This is a genomic window from Oceanobacillus sp. FSL W7-1309 (assembly GCF_038002145.1).
Taxonomy (GTDB): Bacteria; Bacillota; Bacilli; order Bacillales; family Amphibacillaceae; genus Oceanobacillus; species Oceanobacillus profundus.
In genome coordinates this window covers 1435716-1458238 of sequence record NZ_JBBOBX010000001.1, presented here as the reverse complement: position 1 = coordinate 1458238, position 22523 = coordinate 1435716, and the positions used below count along the sequence as shown (strand labels likewise).

Sequence of the window (22523 nt, the reverse complement as noted above, 5' to 3'; positions counted from 1 at the left end):
TCAACTTGAGCATAATTTAATTCTTTATCTTAACTATTACTTGATCAAGCTCTAAAAGCCTTTCATAAATGATTGCTTTTGCTCTACAGAGTTTAATTGGTGATCTAAAATAACTTTCTTATTCCTTGTTTTATAAATTCATTTTCGTATTATGGATATATAACTGTCGTTGTTTACTTGTAAACAAAAATTCGAAGGGTGATAATTTGACTTATTATTATTATTTAGCTTCAGATATCCCATTACAAAAAGGGTATTATTATGATGAAGGATTCCACTTGAATTTTAATAATTCCACTTCACATGATGAAATTTTAACCTTAGAAAAAAGTGATGAGCATATAAAAGGATTCGATTACCCTATTCAAATCGAGATTTTTAATGGTGTTGAACAAGAAGAAGAATTACAAAAGCTTCTTTATTATATTCAAGAGCAGACAGCCTCATATAAAGTTTGTAGTGTTCAAATAGCGAAATTGATAAATTCGAATAAAATAAAATTCAAAGTGAAAGAAAAATCTAAATTGTTACTTCACGAAATTACAAACCCAAAACAGTTACTTCTTTCTGAAGGTCACTTAATTACCATTAAAAAGGTCCCGACATTTTTTTAACATTAAATCAAAGTTAATAACTATGATACCATTTCCTCACTTTTAACTAGAGTTTATAAGAACGCAATACTATTATATAAATAATCAAACTATACAATATAAATTTCTAAAGATACTCATACTTTCGAATCCATTTTGATTAAAATGGATTCTTGTAACTAACTGTTGTAAAGTTGATCTCAAATTATAGTGAAAGAAGAGATTGGACACCATTTTCTTTTTTAATAAATATGATAAAGTATAATTATATAAATTTTGTTTTTCCTTTTTTGCTAATCTTTTTAGGTTGGTTGGTTTCTTACAAAAATGAATGCGGTGTTTGGACTGATATGAACACTGGGATTAGTGTGTCCATATTAACGTCCAATGGCAGCTCGTCGTGTAACTGGAACTTCTGCAAAATACCAACGTAAACTTACAATTGCAATCAAACGTGCTCGTACAATGGCTTTATTACCATATGTAGCTGAGTAAATAACCAAGAACCTCAAAACCTGGATGTAATTCCGATTTTGAGGTTCTTTTATTTTCTTCTTTTTGGATAAATTGAAATCATCTTCAATAATAAACCAATCGAAAAAATAAATGTAAGCAATAGATAAGCATCACGAACTGGGATAATAAATGCGATGATAATGTATAAGATAAATGGGATTGTTGTTGTAAATGCAACCATTTTCCATAGGAGAGAGTAGCGCAGTTTACGCTGCATAAAATGTGTAATCCCTCTTCCAATATAAGCCACAAATGATATCGCGATAAATACAAGAATTGTTAATGGCAAATAATAAAACATAAAAAAGTAAATCAACTTGAAAATTACATTTAAATCAGCTGCGAGTCCACTTGATGCTGTCAGCTGTTCGATTAATGAAGGAATTGATACGAGACCAAGTAGGATAAACATATAAATAACAGCAATATCCATACCAACTCGATTAAGCTGAAACATTGCTTTTTTCTTTGGTAGTTTTATACTATTCAAAAAGACGTTCAAAAAGGTCATGCTTTCCACCCTTAACTATGTATGCTTAGGAAGTGACTGCTATAAAATAAGCATGCCGTTTTTTATAGCAAATTCATCCTTCTATAATATTATAGTAGAAATTAGTGGGAAATGCGCCTATAGTGTTGAAGAAAGAATGACATTTGTAAATCGTATATAAATACTGCTAAGAATAGCTCGAAGGACGTTTTTTATATCTCCCGGGGAATAAATGCTTCGACATGATCAGACAACTATTTTGGTACGAATCATGTTATGATAGTAGAATAGTCAATCTAGATTAGATGAGGTGCAATAAATGAATCAATCAAAAAAATTAACAGATGGAGCATTACTATTAGCTATATATATAGTGCTTCTGTTGATTACCATATTTGTTCCGATAGTAACGATATTCGGGATGTTTTTATTACCAATACCTTTTATTCTATATGCAGCTAGGCATGGATTAAAGCCTTCATTTTTAATGTTTGTAGCCTCCTTGCTTATTACGGCACTTATTGCTACTATTGCCTTCCTGCCGTTTACGGTTTTAGCTGGAATTGGAGGAATTGCAATTGGCGCTGCTATTCATAAAGAAGTATCCGCTTATGAAACATTGGCCAGGGGTACATTAGGTTTTATTATTGGCCTATTGTTTATCTTTGCTTTTAGTCAAGTTGTCTTTTCAGTTAATTTGGTAAATGAGCTGAAAGTAATCATAACAGATTCGATGGACATGAGTGCATCCATCATGGAGCAATTTGGTGCTAGTGGACAAACTGAACAGATGGAAGAGTTGCTTTTACAACAAGTCAACATGCTTATTGAATTATTGCCAGTGGGACTTGCATTAACTGCAATTGTATTAGCGTTTCTCAGCCAGTGGATTAGCTATAAATTTATCAACCGGCTAGAGAAGAAGCAACTACGATTCCCGCCTTTCCGTAACTTAAGATTTCCGACATCTATACTGTGGATTTATTTCTTTGCATTATTCATTTCGTTTTTTGATTTGAATCCAGCAGGTATATACTATACAGCTGTACATAATTTATTGGCATTAACAGGGCTTTTAATGGCATTACAAGGATTTTCATTTATCTTCCTTTATACGTACCATAAGAAAATAACAAAAGCTGTGCCAATTTTTATTGTTGTGATTACGTTACTTTTTCCAACGTTTCTACTTTATTTCGTAAGAATCTTAGGTATAATTGATATAGGATTTAGGTTAAGGGAACGACTGACAAGCAAAAAATAAGGTTGCACCCGAGTAATAGGAGCTGAACGCAATGCCGAATTTACAAAATAAGCCAATATTGAGCAGGCATGTATGGGTGATATATTTATTATCCTTCCTTCTGCTTGGTGTCGTTTGGTATTTCCAGTGGATACTGGGGTTCATTTTGACTGTTTTATTAGCCGCTTCCTTTTATTATAGTGTCAGGACGGAAAGAACACTTCTTAATGAGACAGAGAAATATATATCAACCATGTCACATCGGATCAAGAAGGTTGGAGAAGAAGCATTATTAGAGATGCCTTTAGGTATTATTTTGTATAATGAAGATTATCAGATAGAATGGGCAAATCCATACATGAATCAATTTAGTGATGAAGATGATTCGCTAATAGGTGAGTCGTTGAATAAGCTTTCGGAAGATATTATTCCGATGGTTAAGGAAAACAAAGAGAGCCTTTGGCTTGAATTGGATGGTTATAAATTTAACACCATCATAAAAAAAGAAGAACGTTTACTATACCTGCTTGATCGAACGGATCAGCAGCAATTAAGAAAGCTATACCATAATGATCAAACCGTGCTTTCCATTATCTTCTTAGACAATTATGAAGAAATTACACAGAATATGGATGATACAGCTAAGAGCCAATTAAACTCAGAGGTAACAACCGTTTTGAATAATTGGTCGAATCGTTATGGCCTTTATTTAAAACGCACATCTCAAGAGCGATTTTTGGCTGTTGGAACGAAGGAAATTCTAGGGCAGCTGGAGAAAATTAAATTCGATATTTTGGATGAGGTCCGTGAAATGAACGGCGTTGAAAATAACCCCGTTACACTTAGTATCGGGGTTGGCGTCGGAAATATATCTCTACCAGAGTTAGGTGAGCTTGCACAATCCAGCCTTGATCTTGCATTGGGACGTGGCGGGGACCAGGTTGCGATTAAAGAAGATCAAGGTAAAGTAAGGTTTTACGGTGGTAAAACGAATCCAATGGAGAAACGAACCCGTGTAAGGGCACGTGTTATCTCACATGCGTTAAAAGAGCTTGTGAAGGCAAGTGACAATGTCATCATTATGGGCCATAAATCACCAGATATGGATTCCCTTGGTGCAGCTATTGGCGTCTTGAATATCGCGAAAACAAACAATGTCGAAGGGCATATTGTCTTCGATCCAGATGATGTTGATACTGGTGTATATCGTCTAGTTGATGCGATCAAGGCGGATGACGAATTATGGAAATATTTTATTGATCCGGATCGTGCGGAGGAGATTATTACAAATCGTAGCTTGCTTGTTATCGTTGATACCAATAAACCATCAATGGTAGCCGATGAAAGCCTGCTTCATAAAACAGAATATCGAGTCGTAATCGATCACCATCGGAGAGGTGAGGACTTTATTGATAATCCTACGTTAGTATATATGGAACCATATGCTTCTTCGACTGCAGAACTAGTGACGGAGTTATTGGAATATCAACCAAAAGGTACGAAGTTAAAAATGCTGGAAGCTACAGCATTGCTAGCAGGAATTATTGTCGACACGAAAAGCTTTACGTTACGTACTGGATCACGGACGTTTGACGCAGCATCATACTTACGTTCGGTTGGAGCTGATACCGTTTTAGTACAACAATTCCTAAAAGAGGATTTAGACCTGTATATAATACGAAGTAAAATTATTGAACGTGCAAAAATATTCCGCGATCATATTGCGATTGCCAAAGCTGAATCGGGAACATCCTATAGCCCTGTGATGATTGCTCAGGCAGCCGATACCTTGTTAACGATGACCGGAATAAGTGCTTCTTTTGTGATTTCTGAAAGAGCAGATGGTAAAATTGGAATTAGTGCCAGGTCACTTGGAAAAGTAAATGTACAAGTGATCATGGAAAAAATGAATGGTGGCGGGCATTTGACAAATGCGGCTACTCAAATAGAAGATACAACTATCGATGATTCAGAAGCATTCCTAATCGATATTTTAAACGAGTATTATGAAGGGAGAGAATCGGAATGAAAGTAATTTTTCTTAAAGATGTAAAGGGTAAAGCAAAAAAAGGTGAGGTAAAGAACGTACCGGATGGCTATGCCCGAAACTATCTGTTAAAAAATAAATTGGCAGAGGAAGCAACCTCTGGAAATATGAAGGCCCTAGATGCAAAAAAACGTAAAAATGCACAATTAGAACAACAGGAAAAAGAAGAAGCAATGAATCTTAAAGATTCATTGGCAGAACTAACCATTGAAATTAAGGCGAAATCGGGAGATAATGGACGTCTATTCGGTTCCATTACAAGTAAGCAAATTGCCGAAGCATTACAGAAGCAACATGGACATAAATTGGATAAACGGAAAATTGAGCTTGACCAGCCAATCCGTTCATTAGGGTACACAACAATTCCAGTAAAACTTCATCCAGAAGTTTCTGGTTCAGTTAAAGTTCACGTGAGCGAACAATAATAATAAATTGCAAGATGGATAATGAAAATGAAGGGAAATCGGCGACTGGGCCGATTTCTTCTGTATAAAGATAAAAAAGAGCTTGGTTTTACTTCTTAGAAAAGGGGGAGCATCGAATGAATCAGACGTTAAATGATCGTACACCGCCACACAATATAGAAGCAGAACAATCGGTGATTGGTGCTGTCTTTCTGGAGCCTGAAGCATTTTCGACTGCTTCTGAATTATTACTTCCAGATGATTTTTATCGAGCAAGTCATCAACGAATTTTCCAAGCGATGATGGACCTTTCCGAACGAGGCGAACCAATTGACGTCGTCACGGTTACGACCTATTTAAATGACAAGAGGCAGCTGGAAGAGGCTGGCGGTGTATCGTATTTAACACAGGTTGCTGAGAGTGTTCCAACTGCAGCGAATATCGAATACTATAGTAAAATCGTTGAGGAAAAGTCGATCCTAAGACGATTAATCCGCACAGCAACGGATATTGTTACGTCTACTTTTGAACATGAAGATGAAGTAGAAGGTGTCTTAAACGATGCAGAGAAAAACATTCTGGAGGTATCTGGAAGGAAAAATTCCGGAGCCTTTAAAAATATAAAAGATGTTCTTATTGATGTTTACGATAATATTGAGCAGCTTCATCAGCAAACAGGTGATGTTACGGGAGTACCAACAGGCTTCCATGATTTAGATAAGATTACCTCTGGTTTCCAGCCGAATGATTTAATTATTATCGCAGCCCGTCCGTCTGTGGGTAAGACGGCATTTGCATTGAATGTTGCTCAAAATGTCGCTGTAAAAACAGATCAGAATGTGGCGATATTCAGTCTTGAGATGGGTGCAGATCAGCTAGTTCAGCGTATGCTCTGTGCCGAGGGTAATATCGATGCACAGCGATTACGTAATGGGCAGCTGCAAGCAGATGACTGGAGTAAACTAACGATGGCGATGGGATCTTTATCGAATGCTGGAATTTATATTGATGATTCTCCAGGAGTTCGAGTAAGTGAAATTCGTTCGAAGTGTAGACGTTTAAAACAAGAGCATGGCCTTGGGATGATTTTAATTGATTATCTTCAATTGATTCAAGGAAGCGGGAATTCAAAGGATAATCGTCAGCAGGAAGTATCTGAAATTTCTCGTGCCTTAAAAGCGTTAGCTCGAGAGCTGAAGGTGCCTTTGATCGCCTTGTCACAGCTATCCCGTGGTGTGGAATCACGTCAGGACAAACGTCCAATGATGTCGGATATTCGTGAGTCGGGAAGTATCGAGCAGGATGCTGATATTGTCGGATTCCTCTATCGTGATGATTATTATGATAAAGAAACAGAAAACCAGAATATCATCGAGATCATTATTGCTAAGCAGCGTAATGGTCCGACGGGTACAGTAGAGCTAGCATTTGTGAAGGAATATAATAAGTTCGTAGACTTGGATCATCGCTACCAAGAAGGAGATATTCCCCCAGCGATGATGCAAGCGTAGCTAAACAGCCTTATATGAGGCTGTTTTTTTGTGTTAAGGGAAGCTGGGTCTTGATTAAAAGGGAGAATCTGATGGTCACGTTCAAGAAAAAGGCCGAATTTTGCATTGAAAATACTCAAAATCCCAGGACGAAAGCTCACTCGCTTAACATAACTCTTCAAAATAAAAATTAGGTGACACCATTTGTACGGATTGGATACAATTCACCAGCAAACGCGAATGTTGCTCTCCCTGTTTCCTCGGAAACGATGAGGATTAATGCATCGGATAGTTCGGAAAGTCCGAGTGCAGCACGATGTCTTGTTCCTAGTTTTTTCTCGACTACTTTTTGCTTGGAAACTGGAAGGACATTAGCAGCTGAAACAATTGTTGAATCACAGACTAGAACGGCACCATCATGTAATGGACTACCAGTGTGGAAAATCGATTCTAATAAAGGAAACGATAAATCAGCATTAATTGCAATCCCAGAATGGATGTACGGATCTAAAGCATCGTTTCGTTGAATTACAATTAGGGCTCCATGGTTTCGGTCTGAGAGATGTTGGATTGCTTTTGAGAGCACCTCAAATTGATTTGTAAAAGGTGCCAAGTAAGAATTTAAATAATGGGATGCTGTGCTAACTTGAATATCATGAAATACATTATGGATTTCCTCAAATTCATTGAGTAAGCTTGAATTTGGACTATCCATTGCATGCATTAAACGATCAATTCGAAGCGATAAATCTCCGAGGTCTTTTTTTAATTGATTGATCAATGAAAACGATAGAGCTGGTTTAATTAACCCCATGATTCCACCCCTGTTCTTCTAAAATCTCTTTTATTTTTTCACAGAAGTTATTGTTTTATGCGTAAAAAATAAATACAGTTTTTGTTTATATCCGTACATTAATTGATTAATTAAATTAAATGTGTGTGTTTTAGATTGACTAGTGTATTTTCTATTGATAAAATTACAGTTGTCAATAAAAAAGTCATACAATGAAGTTAAAATTATGGAGGTGTGCTTATGTCCTCAGTAGTAGTAGTTGGAACACAGTGGGGCGATGAAGGGAAAGGGAAAATTACCGACTTTTTATCGCAAAATGCAGAAGTAGTAGCTCGTTATCAAGGTGGTAACAATGCAGGTCATACGATTAAATTTGATAATATGACATATAAATTGCACTTAATCCCATCCGGAATCTTTTTTAAAGATAAAATCTGTGTATTAGGTAATGGCATGGTCATTGACCCGAAGGCATTTATAGAAGAAATTGCTTATTTGCATGAGCATGGGGTTTCTACTGACAATCTTCGTATCAGCAACCGTGCACATGTTATTTTACCTTATCACCTGGAATTGGATATTCTTCAAGAGGAAGAGAAGGGTGAAAATAAAATCGGTACAACGAAAAAAGGAATTGGACCTGCGTATATGGATAAAGCAGCACGAACTGGAATCCGGATTGCAGATCTATTGGACAAAGCAGCCTTTCGTGAGAAATTAGAGCAAAATTTAAAAGAGAAAAATCGTTTATTTGAAAAGGTTTATGAAGTGGAACCACTGAAGATAGAACCGATTTTAGAAGCGTATTATGAATATGGTCAACAAATGATGCCATATGTTGTCGACACATCGGTTGTTTTAAATGATGCAATTGATGATGGGCGTCGTGTCCTTTTTGAAGGGGCACAAGGTGTGATGCTTGATATTGATCAAGGTACGTATCCATTTGTTACATCATCGAACCCAATTGCTGGTGGAGTAACAATTGGCTCGGGTGTAGGTCCTACAAAAATTAACCATGTTGTTGGTGTTTCGAAGGCATATACGACACGTGTAGGAGATGGACCATTCCCAACAGAGCTTCAGGATGAGATTGGTAATCAGATTCGGGAAATAGGGCGCGAATATGGAACAACAACAGGAAGAGCACGTCGTGTGGGCTGGTTTGATAGTGTTGTTGTCAGACATGCACGGCGTGTAAGTGGAATTACGGACCTTTCCTTAAATTCTATAGATGTACTGACAGGTATTGAGACACTGAAAGTTTGTACAGCATATCGATATAATGGGGAAATCATGAAGGAATTCCCTGCCAGTTTAAGTGTACTGGCACAATGTGAGCCGGTCTATGAAGAAATGCCAGGCTGGACAGAGGATATTACAGGTGTGAGAAGCTTAGACGAGCTTCCTGATAATGCACGCCATTATCTTGAGCGAATATCCCAATTAACAGAGATACCATTATCAATTTTCTCTGTTGGGCCAGATCGTTCTCAGACAAATGTTGTACGTAGTGTATATCGTCCGTAAAATTACTTGGTTGGCTTACCAATAATGTGCATGCTATGAACGGATTATTACTAGCTATTTCTTTCTTGAGTTACAGGGCTTGTGGGGAGTTTCCTCACAGGTCCTGTTTTTAATTGAATGATTGTTTATCGTATTTATTATTAATTAAAGTAAATTTTTGGTTGCAATAATACAATTTCTTTACATTATTCGACAATCCATTTTTTAACCTGTTGAGCTATGGTAGATTGGTAGAATGAGTTTTATACATACTCTATGAGATTAATATAGAATTACTTAGATTAAAAGGAGAACAAGGGAATGTTTTATCGTACCAGTACAGAAAAGAAGCCGGAAGCTATGACAAGGAATAAACGGAAATGGAGTTTATTCAAAAAGACAGCAATAATGACATGTCTAGGGATTGGGGTAACTTTACATCCTGTACAGGCAGAAGATACATTGGAAACAATATATCATGTGTACATAGATGGTGAGCACCTTGGAAAGGTTGACGATCAGGATGTTATCCAGCAAGTGATCGATGATAAACTGGCCAAGCATCAGAATAACTATGACGCCATTGAATTAACCATTGGTGAAGACATCACTTTCATCCCTGAAATGGTTTTTAATCCGAAATACAATAATGAAAAAGTAACAAAAAAGCTGGATGAGCAAATGACCGTAATGGCAGATGCAGTGGAATTGAATATTGCAAATGAAACCGTTGGTTATTTTAAAGATGAGGAGACAGCTGAAGCAGTTCTAAAAGCCTATACGACAAAATATGTAGATGAAAACGAGTGGGAAAAAATTGAAGCTATAAAGCAGAAATCTGCAGCTGATAAGGGAACAAAAGAAAAACAAAAGCAAGATAAAGGGGTTCCTGATGTCGGAGAAACAATTGTCACAGATATTGCATTTTCAAAGGAAGCTGTTATCTCCGAGGAAACCGCAGATCCGGATGAAATTTTAACGGAAAAACAAGGTATCCAAATGCTTGAAAAAGGAACGCTGCAAGACAAGATACATGCCGTTAAAGAAGGAGAAGTTTTAGGGGAAATTGCTGGAAAATACGATTTAACGACAGAAGAACTGCTAGAACTAAATCCCGATTTAACAGATGAAACTGTACTGAAAATTGACCAGGAAATAAACGTAACAGAATATGATGCGTTTGCACAAGTGGTCGTGACTGAAAAGCAGGCGGTTGAGGAATCAATTCCTTTTAAAACAGAAGTTATTGAATCAGAGGACATGTATAAAGGCGAGGAAAAAGTAAAACAAGAAGGTAAAGACGGAAAAAAAGAAGTTTTATATGAAATAAAGAAGCAAAATGGCAAGCAAACGGCAAAAGAATCCCTAGATGAAGCCGTTACAGAAGAACCTATAAATAAGGTTGTTATCAAAGGCACAAAGGTAATTTCCTCACGAGGAACTGGAGACATGGTTTGGCCAGCAGTTGGTGGATATATTTCCAGCCATTTAGGTGAGCGTTGGGGAAGGATGCATAAAGGAATTGACATTGCACGCCCAAGCAATCGTAATATTTTAGCTGCTGATAATGGCGTTATTGAATCTGCTGATTATAACGACGGTGGCTATGGCAATAAGATTGTGATGAATCACAATAATGGGATGAAAACAATCTACGCACACCTATCCTCTATTGATGTGGAAGTAGGTCAGGTTGTCGAAAAAGGTAGTAAAATTGGTGTGATGGGTTCTACAGGAAACTCGACAGGAATTCACCTTCATTTTGAAGTATATAAAAATGGCAGCCTTAAGAATCCAACAGAATATGTAAGTGAATAATAAGAAGGCCGGCTCTATCTGAGCCGGCCTTCTTCCTTTCGAAAAATTTAGTAGCAGGTTAGACGTTTCCTAGGTAAAGACAGATGAGCAAAAGTACGATAGAATAGAATGAAGGAATGGATAAAAAGGAAGTGAAATGAGATGGCACAAAAAATATTAGTTGTAGACGATGAGCAACCAATTGCAGATATATTAAAATTTAATTTAGAAAAAGAGGGCTATCAAGTAATTATAGCAAATGATGGTGATACTGCTATTGAGCTTGCTGAAAGTGAGAATCCTGATTTAATTTTATTAGATATCATGTTACCAAATAAAGATGGAAATGAAGTACTTCGTGAAGTGAGAAAGACAAAGACGATGCCGGTTATCATGTTGACGGCTAAGGATTCAGAAATTGATAAAGTACTTGGACTGGAGCTTGGCGCAGATGATTATGTGACAAAGCCGTTCAGCAATCGTGAGTTGATTGCACGGGTAAAAGCTAATTTGCGCAGACAGCAGGTCCCTGATGATACGGTGAAGGCAACAAAGGATATTGTTATTGGGGATCTCATTGTTCACCCGGATGCATACGTTGTTTCAAGAAAAGGGGAACAAATCGAGTTAACGCATCGTGAGTTTGAATTATTGCATTATTTAGCTCGCCATATTGGACAAGTAATGACGAGAGAGCATTTGCTTGAAACTGTTTGGGGCTATGATTATTTCGGAGATGTTCGTACTGTTGATGTTACTGTACGCAGGCTTCGTGAGAAAATTGAGGAGAATCCGAGTAACCCGATGTGGATCGTGACAAGACGGGGTGTAGGATATTATTTACGTAATCCTGAGCAGGAGTAGTTGTGATGAATAAAGTTGGTTTTTTTCGTTCGATACAATTAAAGTTTATTATTATTTATATCTTGTTATTGCTGCTTGCTGTTCAAGTGATTGGGTCATTCTTTACCATCAGGCTGGAGGATGATCTATTTGAAAGCTTTAAAACCTCCATTAATGAGCGGGTGGAACTTTTAAACTACAACCTCGAACAAGCCTTTGAAAGAGAGCGAAATGAAGAGGATGGTGACATATCCTTACAGCAAGAGGTACAGCAAATTGTAGAAGATATAAGTACCGATAATGCAGCTACGACCGTACAAGTAATTGATACTCAGCGGGTTGTGTTGGGGACGAATCGAATTAACGAAATGGACGAGATTGGAAAAAAATCAACGCAGAATTTAGTTCAGCAAGCATTATTTTTTGATTCCCAGCGAAAAAGTGAATTTAACGATAATGGGGAAAGTGTATATGTTCAGGTAGAGCCAATTTTTGATTCAGAGGGCTTAGCTGTTGGTGTTATATATTTTCAATCCTCATTGGAAGGTGTATATGATCAAGTAGAAGGCATTAATCGAATCTTTTTCCAAGGGTCTATTCTTGCAATCAGTATTTCGGCAATACTGGGAATTCTTGTTGCTCGCACCATTACAAAGCCGATTAAGGAAATGAGAGAGCAAGCTCAGATCATGGCAAATGGAGATTTTACACAAACGGTTAATATATATGGGAAGGACGAAATCGGACAACTAGCTGAGACCTTTAATGATTTGAATAGTCGATTGAAGCACTCGTATGCAACGATTGAGGAAGAGAGAAGAAAGCTGAGCTCTGTCCTTTCCAATATGTCCGATGGTGTTATTGCTACGGATAATAGTGGATCGATTACGTTAATGAATGAGGCGGCAGGAAGGCTGATCGGTAATAATCCAGAAGAGGTTATCGGTGACTTTTTGCTGGACGTTCTGCAGCTCGAAGGTAAGATTATTGATATAACCGATCTGCAAGATAGTGGATCAATGATTATTGATTTTAGTGATGATGATAATCCTTTCCTAATACGAGCAAACTTTTCAACTGTATTGGACGACGAAGAGGAAATAACAGGATTCATTACGGTAATTAGTGATGTAACGGAACAGGAGAAGGTAGAACAAGAGCGTCGTGATTTCGTATCCAATGTATCACATGAGTTGCGGACGCCGTTAACAACAATGAAGAGCTATCTAGAAGCATTAACCGATGGGGCTTGGGAGGATAAAGATATTGCTCCGAAGTTTCTCAGTGTTGCGCAAGGTGAGACGGATCGGATGATTCGTATGGTAAACGATCTGCTTCAGCTTTCGAAAATGGATTCGGATGAGCTGCCGATGCATAAAGAGCGCTCAGAATTTGCGAGCTTTTTCCATCATGTGATTGATCGGTTTGAAATGAATTCTCCTGAAAAGATAAAACTCGTTCGCGAAATTCCAAATGTACAAAGCTATGTCTGGATGGATAAAGACAAAATGACGCAAATTCTAGATAATATTATTTCAAATGCGATTAAATATTCTCCAGAAGGTGGATTAATACGTTTAAAACTTGAAGTAAAGCGTCATTATCTGCTTGTTAGCATCAAGGATCAAGGAATGGGGATTGCCTATGATAAGCTGGAAAAAATCTTCGAACGATTTTACCGAGCAGATAAAGCAAGAGCAAGGAAGTTTGGTGGAACAGGTTTAGGATTGGCAATTACGAAAGAATTAGTGGAAGCACATCACGGGACCATTTGGGCGAAAAGTAAAGAAGGCGAAGGGACAACGATTCTCTTCACATTACCGCTTATGAATAAGAAGCGGAGGGGATTCCGATGAAATTAGAAACAGCAAAAACGTTGATATTAATCGTTTTAATTGGAACAAGCTTACTCCTTACCCTTGGGACAGGAAGCATCAAGTCAAGTCAAACGGCATTAAATAACGAGACAATTGATGAGGTTGACATTGGTGGAACAGAAGAAAATAGACGAAGCATTATTGAGCCGATGGACATCATTTTACATGCGAATGGCAGTTATTATGGCTTTAAAGATCCGACAGAGCGAGAGATCCTATATAATCGGATGAATTCCTGGAGTTTATCTGATGTTACGATTCAATCGGTTGCAAATCGAACGCCGAGCGATTATGAGGTAGAGATCATTTTCCCGGAAAAATTCCCGGTAGAATTATTAGGGAGTAGTATTTTCAAATTAGCTGATGAAGATGTCCATTTACCCGAAAATGCATTATTTGAACGTATTTATATTAAATTTGATGAAAACACAGACACATTACTAGTTGAGTTAGTTACGGATGATGGCGGGCTTGTAACGGGCAAGATAACGGATACCAATGATTTTAACCATCTCTGGTCTTATATGGATGGATTTGATTTGGATACATTTCGGTTGTACACGTTAATGGATGAAGGTGGTAAAGATATTTACTTGCCTACCGGTGAAATTGTGTTACCGAAAAAAATAATGTCCTTTCAACGAATCAATCCGCCTGACATGCGCGACGTATTATTTGATACCCCATCTGTAGTAAGTGAGTCCAGAACTCCAGAAATAGGTGAAAGTTATTTTACAGATAGTCGTCAACTGCGAGTGGATGAAAACGGTATTGGGATGGAATATATAAATATTTTAACAGAGGATAATAATACGGATCCATTGCTTTCTCCAACAACATTATTGGATAGAAGTATTTTGCAAATTAATAATCATAAGGGTTGGACAAGTGATTATCGATTAGCAGAATTGAACACGATGCAAGGTCTAATAAATTATCGGATGTATTTTGAAGGATATCCTGTCTTTAACAATGACAATATGTCTATGATTGAGCAACAATTGAACAGTCAGCAATTGACTAAATATAATAGACCACTGATTTTATTTGCACCGTCTGTTATTAATGAAACACCTGTAGAGCTAGCATCTGGGGAAGTTATTAAAAACAATATCCTTAATCCTGATCATTCAGACTATAGTATAGAAAATATACAGGCTGTTACACTTGGCTATCGGCTAAATATCGATACCGATTTTTCATACAATGAAAATGTTGAACTGGAACCGGTATGGTATATCAAATATAATGGTCGCTGGATTCAGCATGCGTTTAATGAACCAGCAAAACCAGAAGGGGGAGATTGAGAATGCAGTGGGGCCACATTAAAACACTATTTATTCTCAGTTTCCTTATTTTGAACATCTACTTATTAATTCAATATGTAGATAGACAGCAGGATTCAGAACGTCCGGCATTGGATGAAAGTAAAGAAACGAGTTTGGAAGAACAACTGGAATCGGAGAATATTAAGATTCAAACAGAGATAGAATCGGATGTTGCTGAGTCCAATTATATTAGCGTTTCGCAAAAGAAGTTTACCGAAGAAGAAAAAAGCATGTTAAATAGCATCAATAATATAACGGCGGCAGTGATTGATGATGAGTTTGTCGTGGCGCAGCTGAATGAGCCAATCCCAATCCCTATTAATGCAAGTGACAGTCGAGTTACAGAATTGCTGGCACCTTATTTGGCTTATGCCGATGAATATAACTTCTGGGGTTGGAATGAAGATTATAGAGTACTGATTTTCTCACAGTCAAAGGAAGGCCGGACAATATATTTGAATGGGAGTGCGATTATCCTTGCATATTTAAACCAAGATAACGAGGTAACTCACTACACCCAAATGATGCTAGGGGAGTCGAGCAAGCAAGGGTCGGATCAAACAATAAATCCGCCTATCCAGGCCATTGGCACGTTGTTTGAGCGGAATAACCTTATACAGGATGATGCGGTTACCGAGGTGAGATTAGGATTTCTGTCGCGAATACCGACAGAAGGTACGCATGTGTTTGCACCGACATGGAAAGTAACGGTAAATGAAAGTAGGAATTACTTTGTAAATGCGATTGAGGGGCTTGTTTATGCAGGTACGGATAAGGAATTTCTCAATAATACAATCAACGATAATATAACAAGAATTGGAAGTTTACCAGAAGAAAGTGAGATAAAAGAAGCAGCTCTACATGCTTTAGAGCAAAGTCTTGAGGTAGGAAATCGGAGTGAAATAGAATGACATTACGTTTTAGTGTTTTGGCATCTGGAAGTACGGGGAACGCATTTTATGTCGAAACAGACAAACAGCGATTTCTTGTAGATGCTGGGCTAAGCGGGAAGCAAATGGACCAGTTATTTAGCAAGGTACAGGTTGATCCTGCAGCCCTTTCAGGAATTTTGGTAACGCATGAGCATAGCGATCATATTAAGGGATTAGGGATTATGGCAAGGAAATATAATCTCCCAATCTATGCGAATGAAAAGACATGGAAAGCAATGGAGAATTCGCTTGGAAAGCTTACAACAGATCAGAAGTTTTTGTTCGGGATGAATGAAGTGAAGACGTTTGATGATCTGGATATTGAATCATTTGGTGTATCGCATGATGCGGCAGAGCCAATGTTTTATACTTTTCGGCATGATGGGAAGAAAGTAGCGCTCGTAACAGATCTTGGTTATGTTTCGGAGCGAATCAAAAAAACAGTAGAAGACGCGGATGCATATATTTTCGAGTCCAATCATGATGTAGAAATGCTGCGGATGGGTCGTTATCCGTGGAGCGTTAAGCGCCGTATATTAGGTGATTCTGGTCACGTTTCAAACGAAGATTGCGGATTAGCACTTGCAGATATAATCAGTAACCGTACGAAACGAATCTATCTTGCCCATTTGAGTTTGGATAATAATATGAAGGACCTAGCTCGAATGTCTGTACAAGGTGTTCTCCAGGAAAGAGGTATTCATATCGATCTGCACGATACGGATCCAAAGGAGCCAACTCCTTTGTATGAGGTTGTATAGTCATTATTTTATTGGTTCCCCTAGATATAATTGTTTAATAATTTCCGGTTTAAGGTAATACTATAGTATGTGTTCAAAAAGAGGAAAAAGGAACCGAGAATTTCGATTGTTTTTCGGGCTTACGCGCATAATGTAGCTTTTATGGCAGCAAGATGTGAAGACAGTTAGTCGAATGTCCTCAGTTCTTGATTATTAGCAGGTTTTTTGAACAATCTCTTTACCATATATCATATCAATAAGGGGACTACGAGATGGGATATTATGATCAGAATTACCGGACATATCGGAAACGAAAGGGAAGATGGCTTGCCCCGCTTATAATAGGAATTGTGATTGGTGTCCTATTTATTGGACTTGTTATGCCTGAATTTATGAATTCAACGAATGGTGGAGACGACGCTCGTGACCAAGTGACGATTGAGACAAATGAACAAAATGGTAATCAAACCCTTAATACATCTGTAACCGTTGATGTGACGACTCAGATAACAGAGGTTGTTGAGGAAGTGACACCAACAGTTGTCGGGATTACGAATATTCAACAGCGTTCTGATTTCTTTGAGCAGCAAGAAGGGATAGAAGCTGGTACAGGATCTGGCGTTATTTATAAGAATAATGATGGAACTGCTTTTGTCGTAACAAATCATCATGTAATTGAAGGTGCAGACACCGTGGAAGTAGTTCTCTACGAAGATACTCACATTGAGGCAGAAATTGTTGGGAGTGACCTCTTTTCGGATTTAGCAGTGCTGCGCATGGATGGGGCGGCTGTAGATAAAGTGATTGAAATTGGCACATCAGAAAGTATCAAAGTTGGTGAGCCAGCAATTGCAATTGGTAATCCATTGGGTCTTTATCTTTCAAGCACAGTTACCCAAGGAGTAATCAGTGGAACAGAGCGCACAATCCCCCAAGATTTTAACCAAGATGGTCGTGCAGATTGGCAAGCGGAGGTTATTCAGACGGATGCCGCGATTAACCCTGGAAATAGTGGTGGTGCATTGATTAATATTTATGGTCAGCTTATTGGAATCAATTCGATGAAGATTAACCAGGCTGCTGTAGAAGGAATTGGTTTTGCAATTCCTATTGACCATGCCTTACCAATTATTGAAGAATTGGAGACCACAGGAGAAGTAACACGGCCATATCTAGGTGTTGAAATTTATTCGCTTGATGAAGTACCACAAACCGAGTGGAGAGATACGTTAAATTTACCTTCTGAAGTAGATGGCGGTGTTTACGTTTGGAATGTAGAGCCATTGTCTCCAGCGGATCAGGCAGGATTAGAACGTTTGGATGTCATCACGGAGCTGGACGGGAATCCAATTATGAATATGATTGATTTACGTAAAGTACTGTATCAAGAAAAGGAAATTGGCGATAAGATTCAAGTGACATATTATCGAAATGGCGAGCGGATCGAAACAGACATAGAGCTTGGAAGCCAGTAAAAGATATAAAGCTATCTTCTAAAAATGTAGCAGAAGGTAGCTTTCGCTGTGATAAAAGAAAATTTGAAGACTGTGTATAAACTTAGAGACATGCTTATCGATGATTAAATGCTATATTCTCTCTATACTATTATGGGAAACACTTTTGCTTCGTTATCCATTATGTGTATAATCTATAATTTTTGAAAAAGTAATCCACAAAAAACGAAAGTTATGCACAAATGGTGGATAATTATTAATGATGAATCAATATATGGTGTAAAAAATGAGCGTTTATAACAAAATAGCTACGAACACTTGTGCATATGTGTATAAAACTGTGGATAACTCAAAGTTATACAGACAGGATTGTCGTTATACACGAGTTATCCACAAATAAATCTTTCCTTTTGTTGATTGCCTGGAAATTCAGATGGCTTTTTGTCCACGAGCATGTTGCCAGATGAGTAGCAGCAAAATAATTAAGACGATATCTAATCTAGCTTGAAAGCTAAAGTTAAGGAAGCCAGATGTTCCGATTAAAGGAATCTTTGTAAAATAAAGTGCTCCAAGCATAATGAATATTAGAGGAGCTACGGCAATATTCATATACATCCTACCAACAATTAACATTCCACAACCTAGCTCGACAAGAGCAACCAGCAATAACATAACCTCTGGAAAAGGCAATCCAACACCCGCAAAAATTTCTCTGAAATCTGGATTGATTAATTTCATCATGCCAGAAATAATAAAAACATAACCTGTCGCATAACAAATCCATTTCATCGTATGCATCCCTTTCATTTTAATAAAAGTATCTATTGCTACATAACTATGCAGCTGCATGGACAAACTTTCCTTCATCAGATAAAAAACATGGGGGATTATGGCAGATAGGAAAGTTTTAACTTTTCTTTGCTTATGAGCGCAACGAAGGCAATTCGCTCAGGTTGGTAAATGTCAAATGTCAAGTTTTCATAAGGGTAGTGCTATATTGCATAGAGATGGTGCTATATCAGATAAAGATAGTTTGCAGGTGGTGTTATTTCATTGAATATGGTTCAGTCTGGGCTATTTCTAACTGGACCTAGGAATTGCAATTGCGAATGATTCTCATTATAATCAAGGGTAGATTAAAAAAAGGAAGTGCAGTGAATGATTCGTCGATTTTTCTCGTATTACAAGCCGCATAAGCGGTTATTTATTGTTGACTTTACATCAGCAGTTATCGTTGCCATTCTCGAGCTTGCGTTTCCGGTGGCGGTACAATGGTTTATTGATACATTACTTCCAGGCAATGACTGGAATCTAATTGTCACGGTAAGTGTACTCTTATTATTCGTATATTTATTAAGTACCTATCTGCAATATATCGTGACCTATTTAGGTCATAAGCTCGGGATATATATCGAGACAGATATGAGGCGTGACCTGTTTCATCATGTACAGAAACAGTCATTCAAATTCTTCGATAACACAAAAACAGGACATATTATGAGTAGAATCTCCAATGATTTATTTGATATTGGAGAGCTTGCACACCATGGACCAGAGGACTTTTTCATCGCAATTATGACCTTTATCGGTGCTTTTATCATTATGTTCTCAACCAATGTGCAGTTATCCCTGATCATTTTAATTGCTGTGCCAATCCTTGTGTTTCTTATTTCGTTCAGTAATATTCGCATGAGCAGAGCATGGAAGAAGATGTATGAGGACATTGCAGGTGTCAATGCACAAGTTGAAGATGCTGTATCTGGAGTTCGTGTTGTTCAAGCTTTTACAAATGAAAAACATGAAATCAAGCGTTTTGCAGTAAATAACAATAGCTTTTTAAAGGCAAAAATCGCAGCCTATAAAGTAATGGGATTCGTGCATTCGAACATTTACATGATGATGCGTTTAATTACATTGCTCGTCTTAGTTGTCGGCGCGTGGATGACGTTTAATGGACAACTAAGTGCCGGAGAACTAGTATTCTTTGTATTAATGATGAACGTATTATTTAGTCCAATTCAAAAAATCAGTGCGTTGTTAGAGCTGTATCCAAAAGGAATGGCTGGATTCAAACGCTTCGCACAAATGTTAGATGTTGAACCGGATGTTCAAGATCGCCCGAATGCTGTACATGTGAATGAGCTAAAAGGAAACATTGCATTTCAAGATGTATCATTTAGCTATGAGAAAGCTCATGCTCCTGTCTTAAACAATATGAGCTTTAACATTCAGGCTGGGGAGACGATAGCATTTGTTGGACCTTCAGGTGCCGGTAAAACGACGATATCATCTCTAATTCCACGTTTCTATGACGTAAATGCTGGGAGTATAATGATTGATGGGATGGACATTCGAGATATGACAAAGGAATCCCTTCGTCAACAGATCGGCGTTGTGCAACAGGATGTATTCCTCTTTACCGGGACACTTCGGGAAAATATAGCATATGGGAAGCTTGATGCAACTGATGAAGAAATTGAAACCGCAGCAAGGAATGCCCACATGGAAGAATTCATTAAGGAACTACCAGATGGTTATGAAACCCAAGTCGGAGAGCGTGGCTTGAAGCTATCCGGGGGACAGAAGCAACGGATTGCAATTGCCAGGATGTTCTTAAAAAATCCAGCAATTTTAATTCTCGATGAAGCGACTTCAGCCTTAGATACAGAGACGGAAATGATTATCCAGAGAGCATTGAATGACCTAGCGAAAAACCGGACAACCCTTGTGATTGCGCACAGACTCGCAACAATTAAAAATGCAGACCGTATCATGGTTGTAACGAAAAAAGGTATTGAAGAAGAAGGAAGTCATGAAGAGTTATTGAAACAAAATGGTTTATTTGCACAGTTGCATAATGTACAGATGAACTAGAACGATGAAGTGTTTTGAATAGGAAAAGGAACTTAAAAAGCAGAGTGAATCGCAATCACTCTGCTTTTTTTTTTGAAAAAGAGCATTAACGAAGTCCTTCAAGGGGTTTTAATAAATAGTTAGTTTAGTGTAAACTGAATTTAGAGAAAACAGTATATGGAATTTTGTGAGAAAACTACTTATCATGCAGAAGAAAGAAAACAAGGTGGAGTCTTATGGAAAGAAGGTATAACTTCTGGTCTTTTTATTTAATACTTGTTTGCTTAGGATTAGCAGCCTATTCATTGTATTCTAATTTTACTCATGCTTGGCTAATTGCACCACCAAATTATATGTTACTTATAATGAGTCTATTAGCCTTTTACTTAGGAGTTTTTGGTTTTAAAGATAAACGAAACTGGCGAACGAAAACTAGAAGCTGGATAACGATTATTTTGTCATCCTTACTATCTGTCGGACTTTTTTTAGGAGTATCACTTACCCTGTTATTATCGTTATTAGGAGCAAGTGAACATTTAAAGACAGTCAATTCCCCCGATGATAATTATACAATTGATTTTTATCGTTACGACGCAGGGGCAGCAGGTTCATTTGGAGTAAGGGGAGAATTAAATGGGCCGCTATGGTTTAAAAAACGTATTTATTATCAAGACTCAATAGATCAAGTTGAAGTGGATTGGAAGAATAACAGTACGGTATCGATTAACAAGCATATCTTAAATTTAAAAGAAGGAGATTCATACGGATATTAGGTTCCCCTAATGGGAAAAGGTGGAAATTAATCTTAAATGAATGTCTTATGTTATGGTTAAATAGTGAAATAAAAAGGAAAGAAGAGTAATATTTCATGAAAAAGAAGGTACATCAAATAATGTAGGTTCAGCAGAAAATATTTCAAGTATTGACACAGAAAATAATGATGCAAATGAACATCAAACAATGTAGACGAAGAAGATAACAATACTTCGGGTCTGAAGGAAGAGTATCTCAAAAAGTTAAAAAATGCTAAAAAAGAAACGAATGAAATAAAAACAGAACATAATTAGTGCAAATAACTCGCTCCGGAAATATACTTCGCGCATCCAGAGGCATAGGTGAGACACCATAGTGCGATAGCACAAGGGGGCTCACCTATGCCTCTACGTATATTTCCGATGCTAAGCTTATGCATCGTTCTTCTTTAACATTCAAACACGTTTGTTATGTCCCAGCTTCATTCCGTTTTTCCATCGACTGTAAGCGTTTCACCTGCTTCATGGCTAGATTCATCGTGTCCTGGTCCAAATAAATTCAAGATTAGTACTCCGGCAAGTATCAGTGTTATTCCTGCAATACTAGCCATGTTAATTTTTTCTTTCCAAATTAAAACTGAAATAATTGCAGTAGCAACAAGTCCAAGACCTGACCAGATTGCATACGCAGCATTTAAAGGAATGGTTTTCAGTGATAATGATAAGAAGAAAAAGCAACTAACGAAAGCTACAATTAAACCTAGTGTAGGGTAAAGCTTTGAAAACCCCTCAGATGCTTTTAATAAAGAAGAGCCAATAAGTTCCCCAATGATTGCGAGTGCAAGATATAGATAAGCCATTG

Annotated in this window: 19 protein-coding genes and 1 pseudogene; 16 read left to right on the top strand and 4 right to left on the bottom strand. The window is 37.6% G+C overall.

What is annotated here, in order from left to right; translation table 11 throughout:
- The first annotated feature begins 206 nt into the window (after positions 1-206).
- Positions 207-614, top strand: coding sequence for a hypothetical protein (locus NST46_RS06645; protein WP_340002640.1), 408 nt, complete (start codon positions 207-209; stop codon positions 612-614).
- Between the two features lie 375 nt (positions 615-989).
- Positions 990-1088: pseudogene (gene rpsR / locus NST46_RS06640) on the top strand (30S ribosomal protein S18); the annotation flags it as partial.
- A 49-nt stretch (positions 1089-1137) separates the two neighbouring features.
- Here rpsR and NST46_RS06635 read toward each other — a convergent pair.
- The gene (locus tag NST46_RS06635; RefSeq protein WP_095314244.1) at positions 1138-1620 is read right to left on the bottom strand and encodes a DUF1189 family protein; all 483 of its coding nucleotides are present in this window, start codon (positions 1618-1620) and stop codon (positions 1138-1140) included.
- 298 nt (positions 1621-1918) lie between these two features.
- Between NST46_RS06635 and NST46_RS06630 the strand changes: the two genes are divergently transcribed.
- The 4 genes from NST46_RS06630 (at position 1919) to dnaB (ending at position 6804) form a co-directional block, all read left to right on the top strand.
- Positions 1919-2863 (top strand): YybS family protein, encoded by a 945-nt coding sequence (locus NST46_RS06630; protein WP_095314242.1) that lies wholly within the window; start codon positions 1919-1921, stop codon positions 2861-2863.
- Between the two features lie 31 nt (positions 2864-2894).
- Positions 2895-4871, top strand: coding sequence for a DHH family phosphoesterase (locus NST46_RS06625; protein ID WP_340002639.1), 1977 nt, complete (start codon positions 2895-2897; stop codon positions 4869-4871).
- Positions 4868-5314 (top strand): 50S ribosomal protein L9, encoded by a 447-nt coding sequence (rplI, locus tag NST46_RS06620; RefSeq protein WP_095314239.1) that lies wholly within the window; start codon positions 4868-4870, stop codon positions 5312-5314. Before NST46_RS06625 ends, rplI begins: the two co-directional genes overlap by 4 nt.
- Positions 5315-5430: 116 nt before the next feature.
- On the top strand, positions 5431-6804 hold the full coding sequence (gene dnaB, locus NST46_RS06615; RefSeq protein ID WP_095314238.1) for a replicative DNA helicase: 1374 nt from the start codon (positions 5431-5433) through the stop codon (positions 6802-6804).
- 169 nt (positions 6805-6973) lie between these two features.
- On the opposite strand, the gene cdaS is transcribed toward dnaB, so the two are convergent.
- Positions 6974-7597, bottom strand: coding sequence for a sporulation-specific diadenylate cyclase CdaS (gene cdaS / locus NST46_RS06610; RefSeq protein WP_340002638.1), 624 nt, complete (start codon positions 7595-7597; stop codon positions 6974-6976).
- A 219-nt stretch (positions 7598-7816) separates the two neighbouring features.
- Between cdaS and NST46_RS06605 the strand changes: the two genes are divergently transcribed.
- From NST46_RS06605 to NST46_RS06570, 8 genes are all read left to right on the top strand, one after another.
- On the top strand, positions 7817-9106 hold the full coding sequence (locus tag NST46_RS06605) for an adenylosuccinate synthase (protein WP_118889314.1): 1290 nt from the start codon (positions 7817-7819) through the stop codon (positions 9104-9106).
- A gap of 300 nt (positions 9107-9406) precedes the next feature.
- Positions 9407-10903, top strand: a complete 1497-nt coding sequence (locus NST46_RS06600; RefSeq protein ID WP_340002637.1) for a M23 family metallopeptidase — start codon at positions 9407-9409, stop codon at positions 10901-10903.
- Between the two features lie 141 nt (positions 10904-11044).
- A complete protein-coding gene (yycF, locus tag NST46_RS06595; RefSeq protein WP_095314230.1) occupies positions 11045-11746 on the top strand; it encodes a response regulator YycF in 702 nt (233 codons plus the stop codon).
- A 5-nt stretch (positions 11747-11751) separates the two neighbouring features.
- On the top strand, positions 11752-13581 hold the full coding sequence (gene walK / locus NST46_RS06590; RefSeq protein WP_095314228.1) for a cell wall metabolism sensor histidine kinase WalK: 1830 nt from the start codon (positions 11752-11754) through the stop codon (positions 13579-13581).
- Positions 13578-14909 carry a YycH family regulatory protein gene (locus tag NST46_RS06585; protein WP_251659728.1) on the top strand — a complete coding sequence of 444 codons (1332 nt, stop codon included), beginning with the start codon at positions 13578-13580 and terminating at the stop codon, positions 14907-14909. The genes walK and NST46_RS06585 overlap by 4 nt, the downstream gene beginning before the upstream one ends.
- A gap of 2 nt (positions 14910-14911) precedes the next feature.
- A complete protein-coding gene (locus NST46_RS06580) occupies positions 14912-15841 on the top strand; it encodes a two-component system regulatory protein YycI (RefSeq protein ID WP_095314225.1) in 930 nt (309 codons plus the stop codon).
- Positions 15838-16623, top strand: a complete 786-nt coding sequence (locus NST46_RS06575) for an MBL fold metallo-hydrolase (protein WP_095314224.1) — start codon at positions 15838-15840, stop codon at positions 16621-16623. The genes NST46_RS06580 and NST46_RS06575 overlap by 4 nt, the downstream gene beginning before the upstream one ends.
- Positions 16624-16874: 251 nt before the next feature.
- A complete protein-coding gene (locus NST46_RS06570; protein ID WP_340002636.1) occupies positions 16875-18077 on the top strand; it encodes a S1C family serine protease in 1203 nt (400 codons plus the stop codon).
- Positions 18078-18485: 408 nt separating this feature from the next.
- Here the strand turns inward: NST46_RS06570 and NST46_RS06565 are convergent, their stop codons facing one another.
- Positions 18486-18845, bottom strand: coding sequence for a DoxX family protein (locus tag NST46_RS06565; protein WP_316246655.1), 360 nt, complete (start codon positions 18843-18845; stop codon positions 18486-18488).
- Between the two features lie 369 nt (positions 18846-19214).
- On the opposite strand from NST46_RS06565, the gene NST46_RS06560 reads away from it, so the two are divergent.
- Both NST46_RS06560 and NST46_RS06555 read left to right on the top strand, forming a co-directional pair.
- Positions 19215-20930, top strand: a complete 1716-nt coding sequence (locus tag NST46_RS06560; RefSeq protein WP_251659733.1) for an ABC transporter ATP-binding protein — start codon at positions 19215-19217, stop codon at positions 20928-20930.
- Between the two features lie 215 nt (positions 20931-21145).
- The gene (locus NST46_RS06555; RefSeq protein ID WP_341136971.1) at positions 21146-21682 is read left to right on the top strand and encodes a DUF5412 family protein; all 537 of its coding nucleotides are present in this window, start codon (positions 21146-21148) and stop codon (positions 21680-21682) included.
- A 461-nt stretch (positions 21683-22143) separates the two neighbouring features.
- Here the strand turns inward: NST46_RS06555 and NST46_RS06550 are convergent, their stop codons facing one another.
- Positions 22144-22521: a DMT family transporter gene (locus tag NST46_RS06550; RefSeq protein ID WP_341136970.1), complete on the bottom strand. Its 378-nt coding sequence runs from the start codon at positions 22519-22521 to the stop codon at positions 22144-22146.
- Positions 22522-22523 lie beyond the last annotated feature (2 nt).

Bases quoted from the DNA above. Each gene is read 5' to 3' on its own strand.
- yycF (WP_095314230.1), top strand. From the start codon at position 11,045: ATGGCACAAAAAATATTAGTTGTAGACGATGAGCAACCAATTGCAGAT.
- rplI (WP_095314239.1), top strand. From the start codon at position 4,868: ATGAAAGTAATTTTTCTTAAAGATGTAAAGGGTAAAGCAAAAAAAGGT.
- NST46_RS06575 (WP_095314224.1), top strand. From the start codon at position 15,838: ATGACATTACGTTTTAGTGTTTTGGCATCTGGAAGTACGGGGAACGCA.
- walK (WP_095314228.1), top strand. From the start codon at position 11,752: ATGAATAAAGTTGGTTTTTTTCGTTCGATACAATTAAAGTTTATTATT.
- NST46_RS06630 (WP_095314242.1), top strand. From the start codon at position 1,919: ATGAATCAATCAAAAAAATTAACAGATGGAGCATTACTATTAGCTATA.
- NST46_RS06580 (WP_095314225.1), top strand. From the start codon at position 14,912: ATGCAGTGGGGCCACATTAAAACACTATTTATTCTCAGTTTCCTTATT.
- NST46_RS06625 (WP_340002639.1), top strand. From the start codon at position 2,895: ATGCCGAATTTACAAAATAAGCCAATATTGAGCAGGCATGTATGGGTG.
- NST46_RS06570 (WP_340002636.1), top strand. From the start codon at position 16,875: ATGGGATATTATGATCAGAATTACCGGACATATCGGAAACGAAAGGGA.
- NST46_RS06600 (WP_340002637.1), top strand. From the start codon at position 9,407: ATGTTTTATCGTACCAGTACAGAAAAGAAGCCGGAAGCTATGACAAGG.
- NST46_RS06585 (WP_251659728.1), top strand. From the start codon at position 13,578: ATGAAATTAGAAACAGCAAAAACGTTGATATTAATCGTTTTAATTGGA.
- NST46_RS06555 (WP_341136971.1), top strand. From the start codon at position 21,146: ATGGAAAGAAGGTATAACTTCTGGTCTTTTTATTTAATACTTGTTTGC.
- dnaB (WP_095314238.1), top strand. From the start codon at position 5,431: ATGAATCAGACGTTAAATGATCGTACACCGCCACACAATATAGAAGCA.
- NST46_RS06550 (WP_341136970.1), bottom strand. From the start codon at position 22,521: ATGGCTTATCTATATCTTGCACTCGCAATCATTGGGGAACTTATTGGC.
- NST46_RS06635 (WP_095314244.1), bottom strand. From the start codon at position 1,620: ATGACCTTTTTGAACGTCTTTTTGAATAGTATAAAACTACCAAAGAAA.
- NST46_RS06605 (WP_118889314.1), top strand. From the start codon at position 7,817: ATGTCCTCAGTAGTAGTAGTTGGAACACAGTGGGGCGATGAAGGGAAA.
- NST46_RS06565 (WP_316246655.1), bottom strand. From the start codon at position 18,845: ATGAAATGGATTTGTTATGCGACAGGTTATGTTTTTATTATTTCTGGC.
- NST46_RS06560 (WP_251659733.1), top strand. From the start codon at position 19,215: ATGATTCGTCGATTTTTCTCGTATTACAAGCCGCATAAGCGGTTATTT.
- cdaS (WP_340002638.1), bottom strand. From the start codon at position 7,597: ATGGGGTTAATTAAACCAGCTCTATCGTTTTCATTGATCAATCAATTA.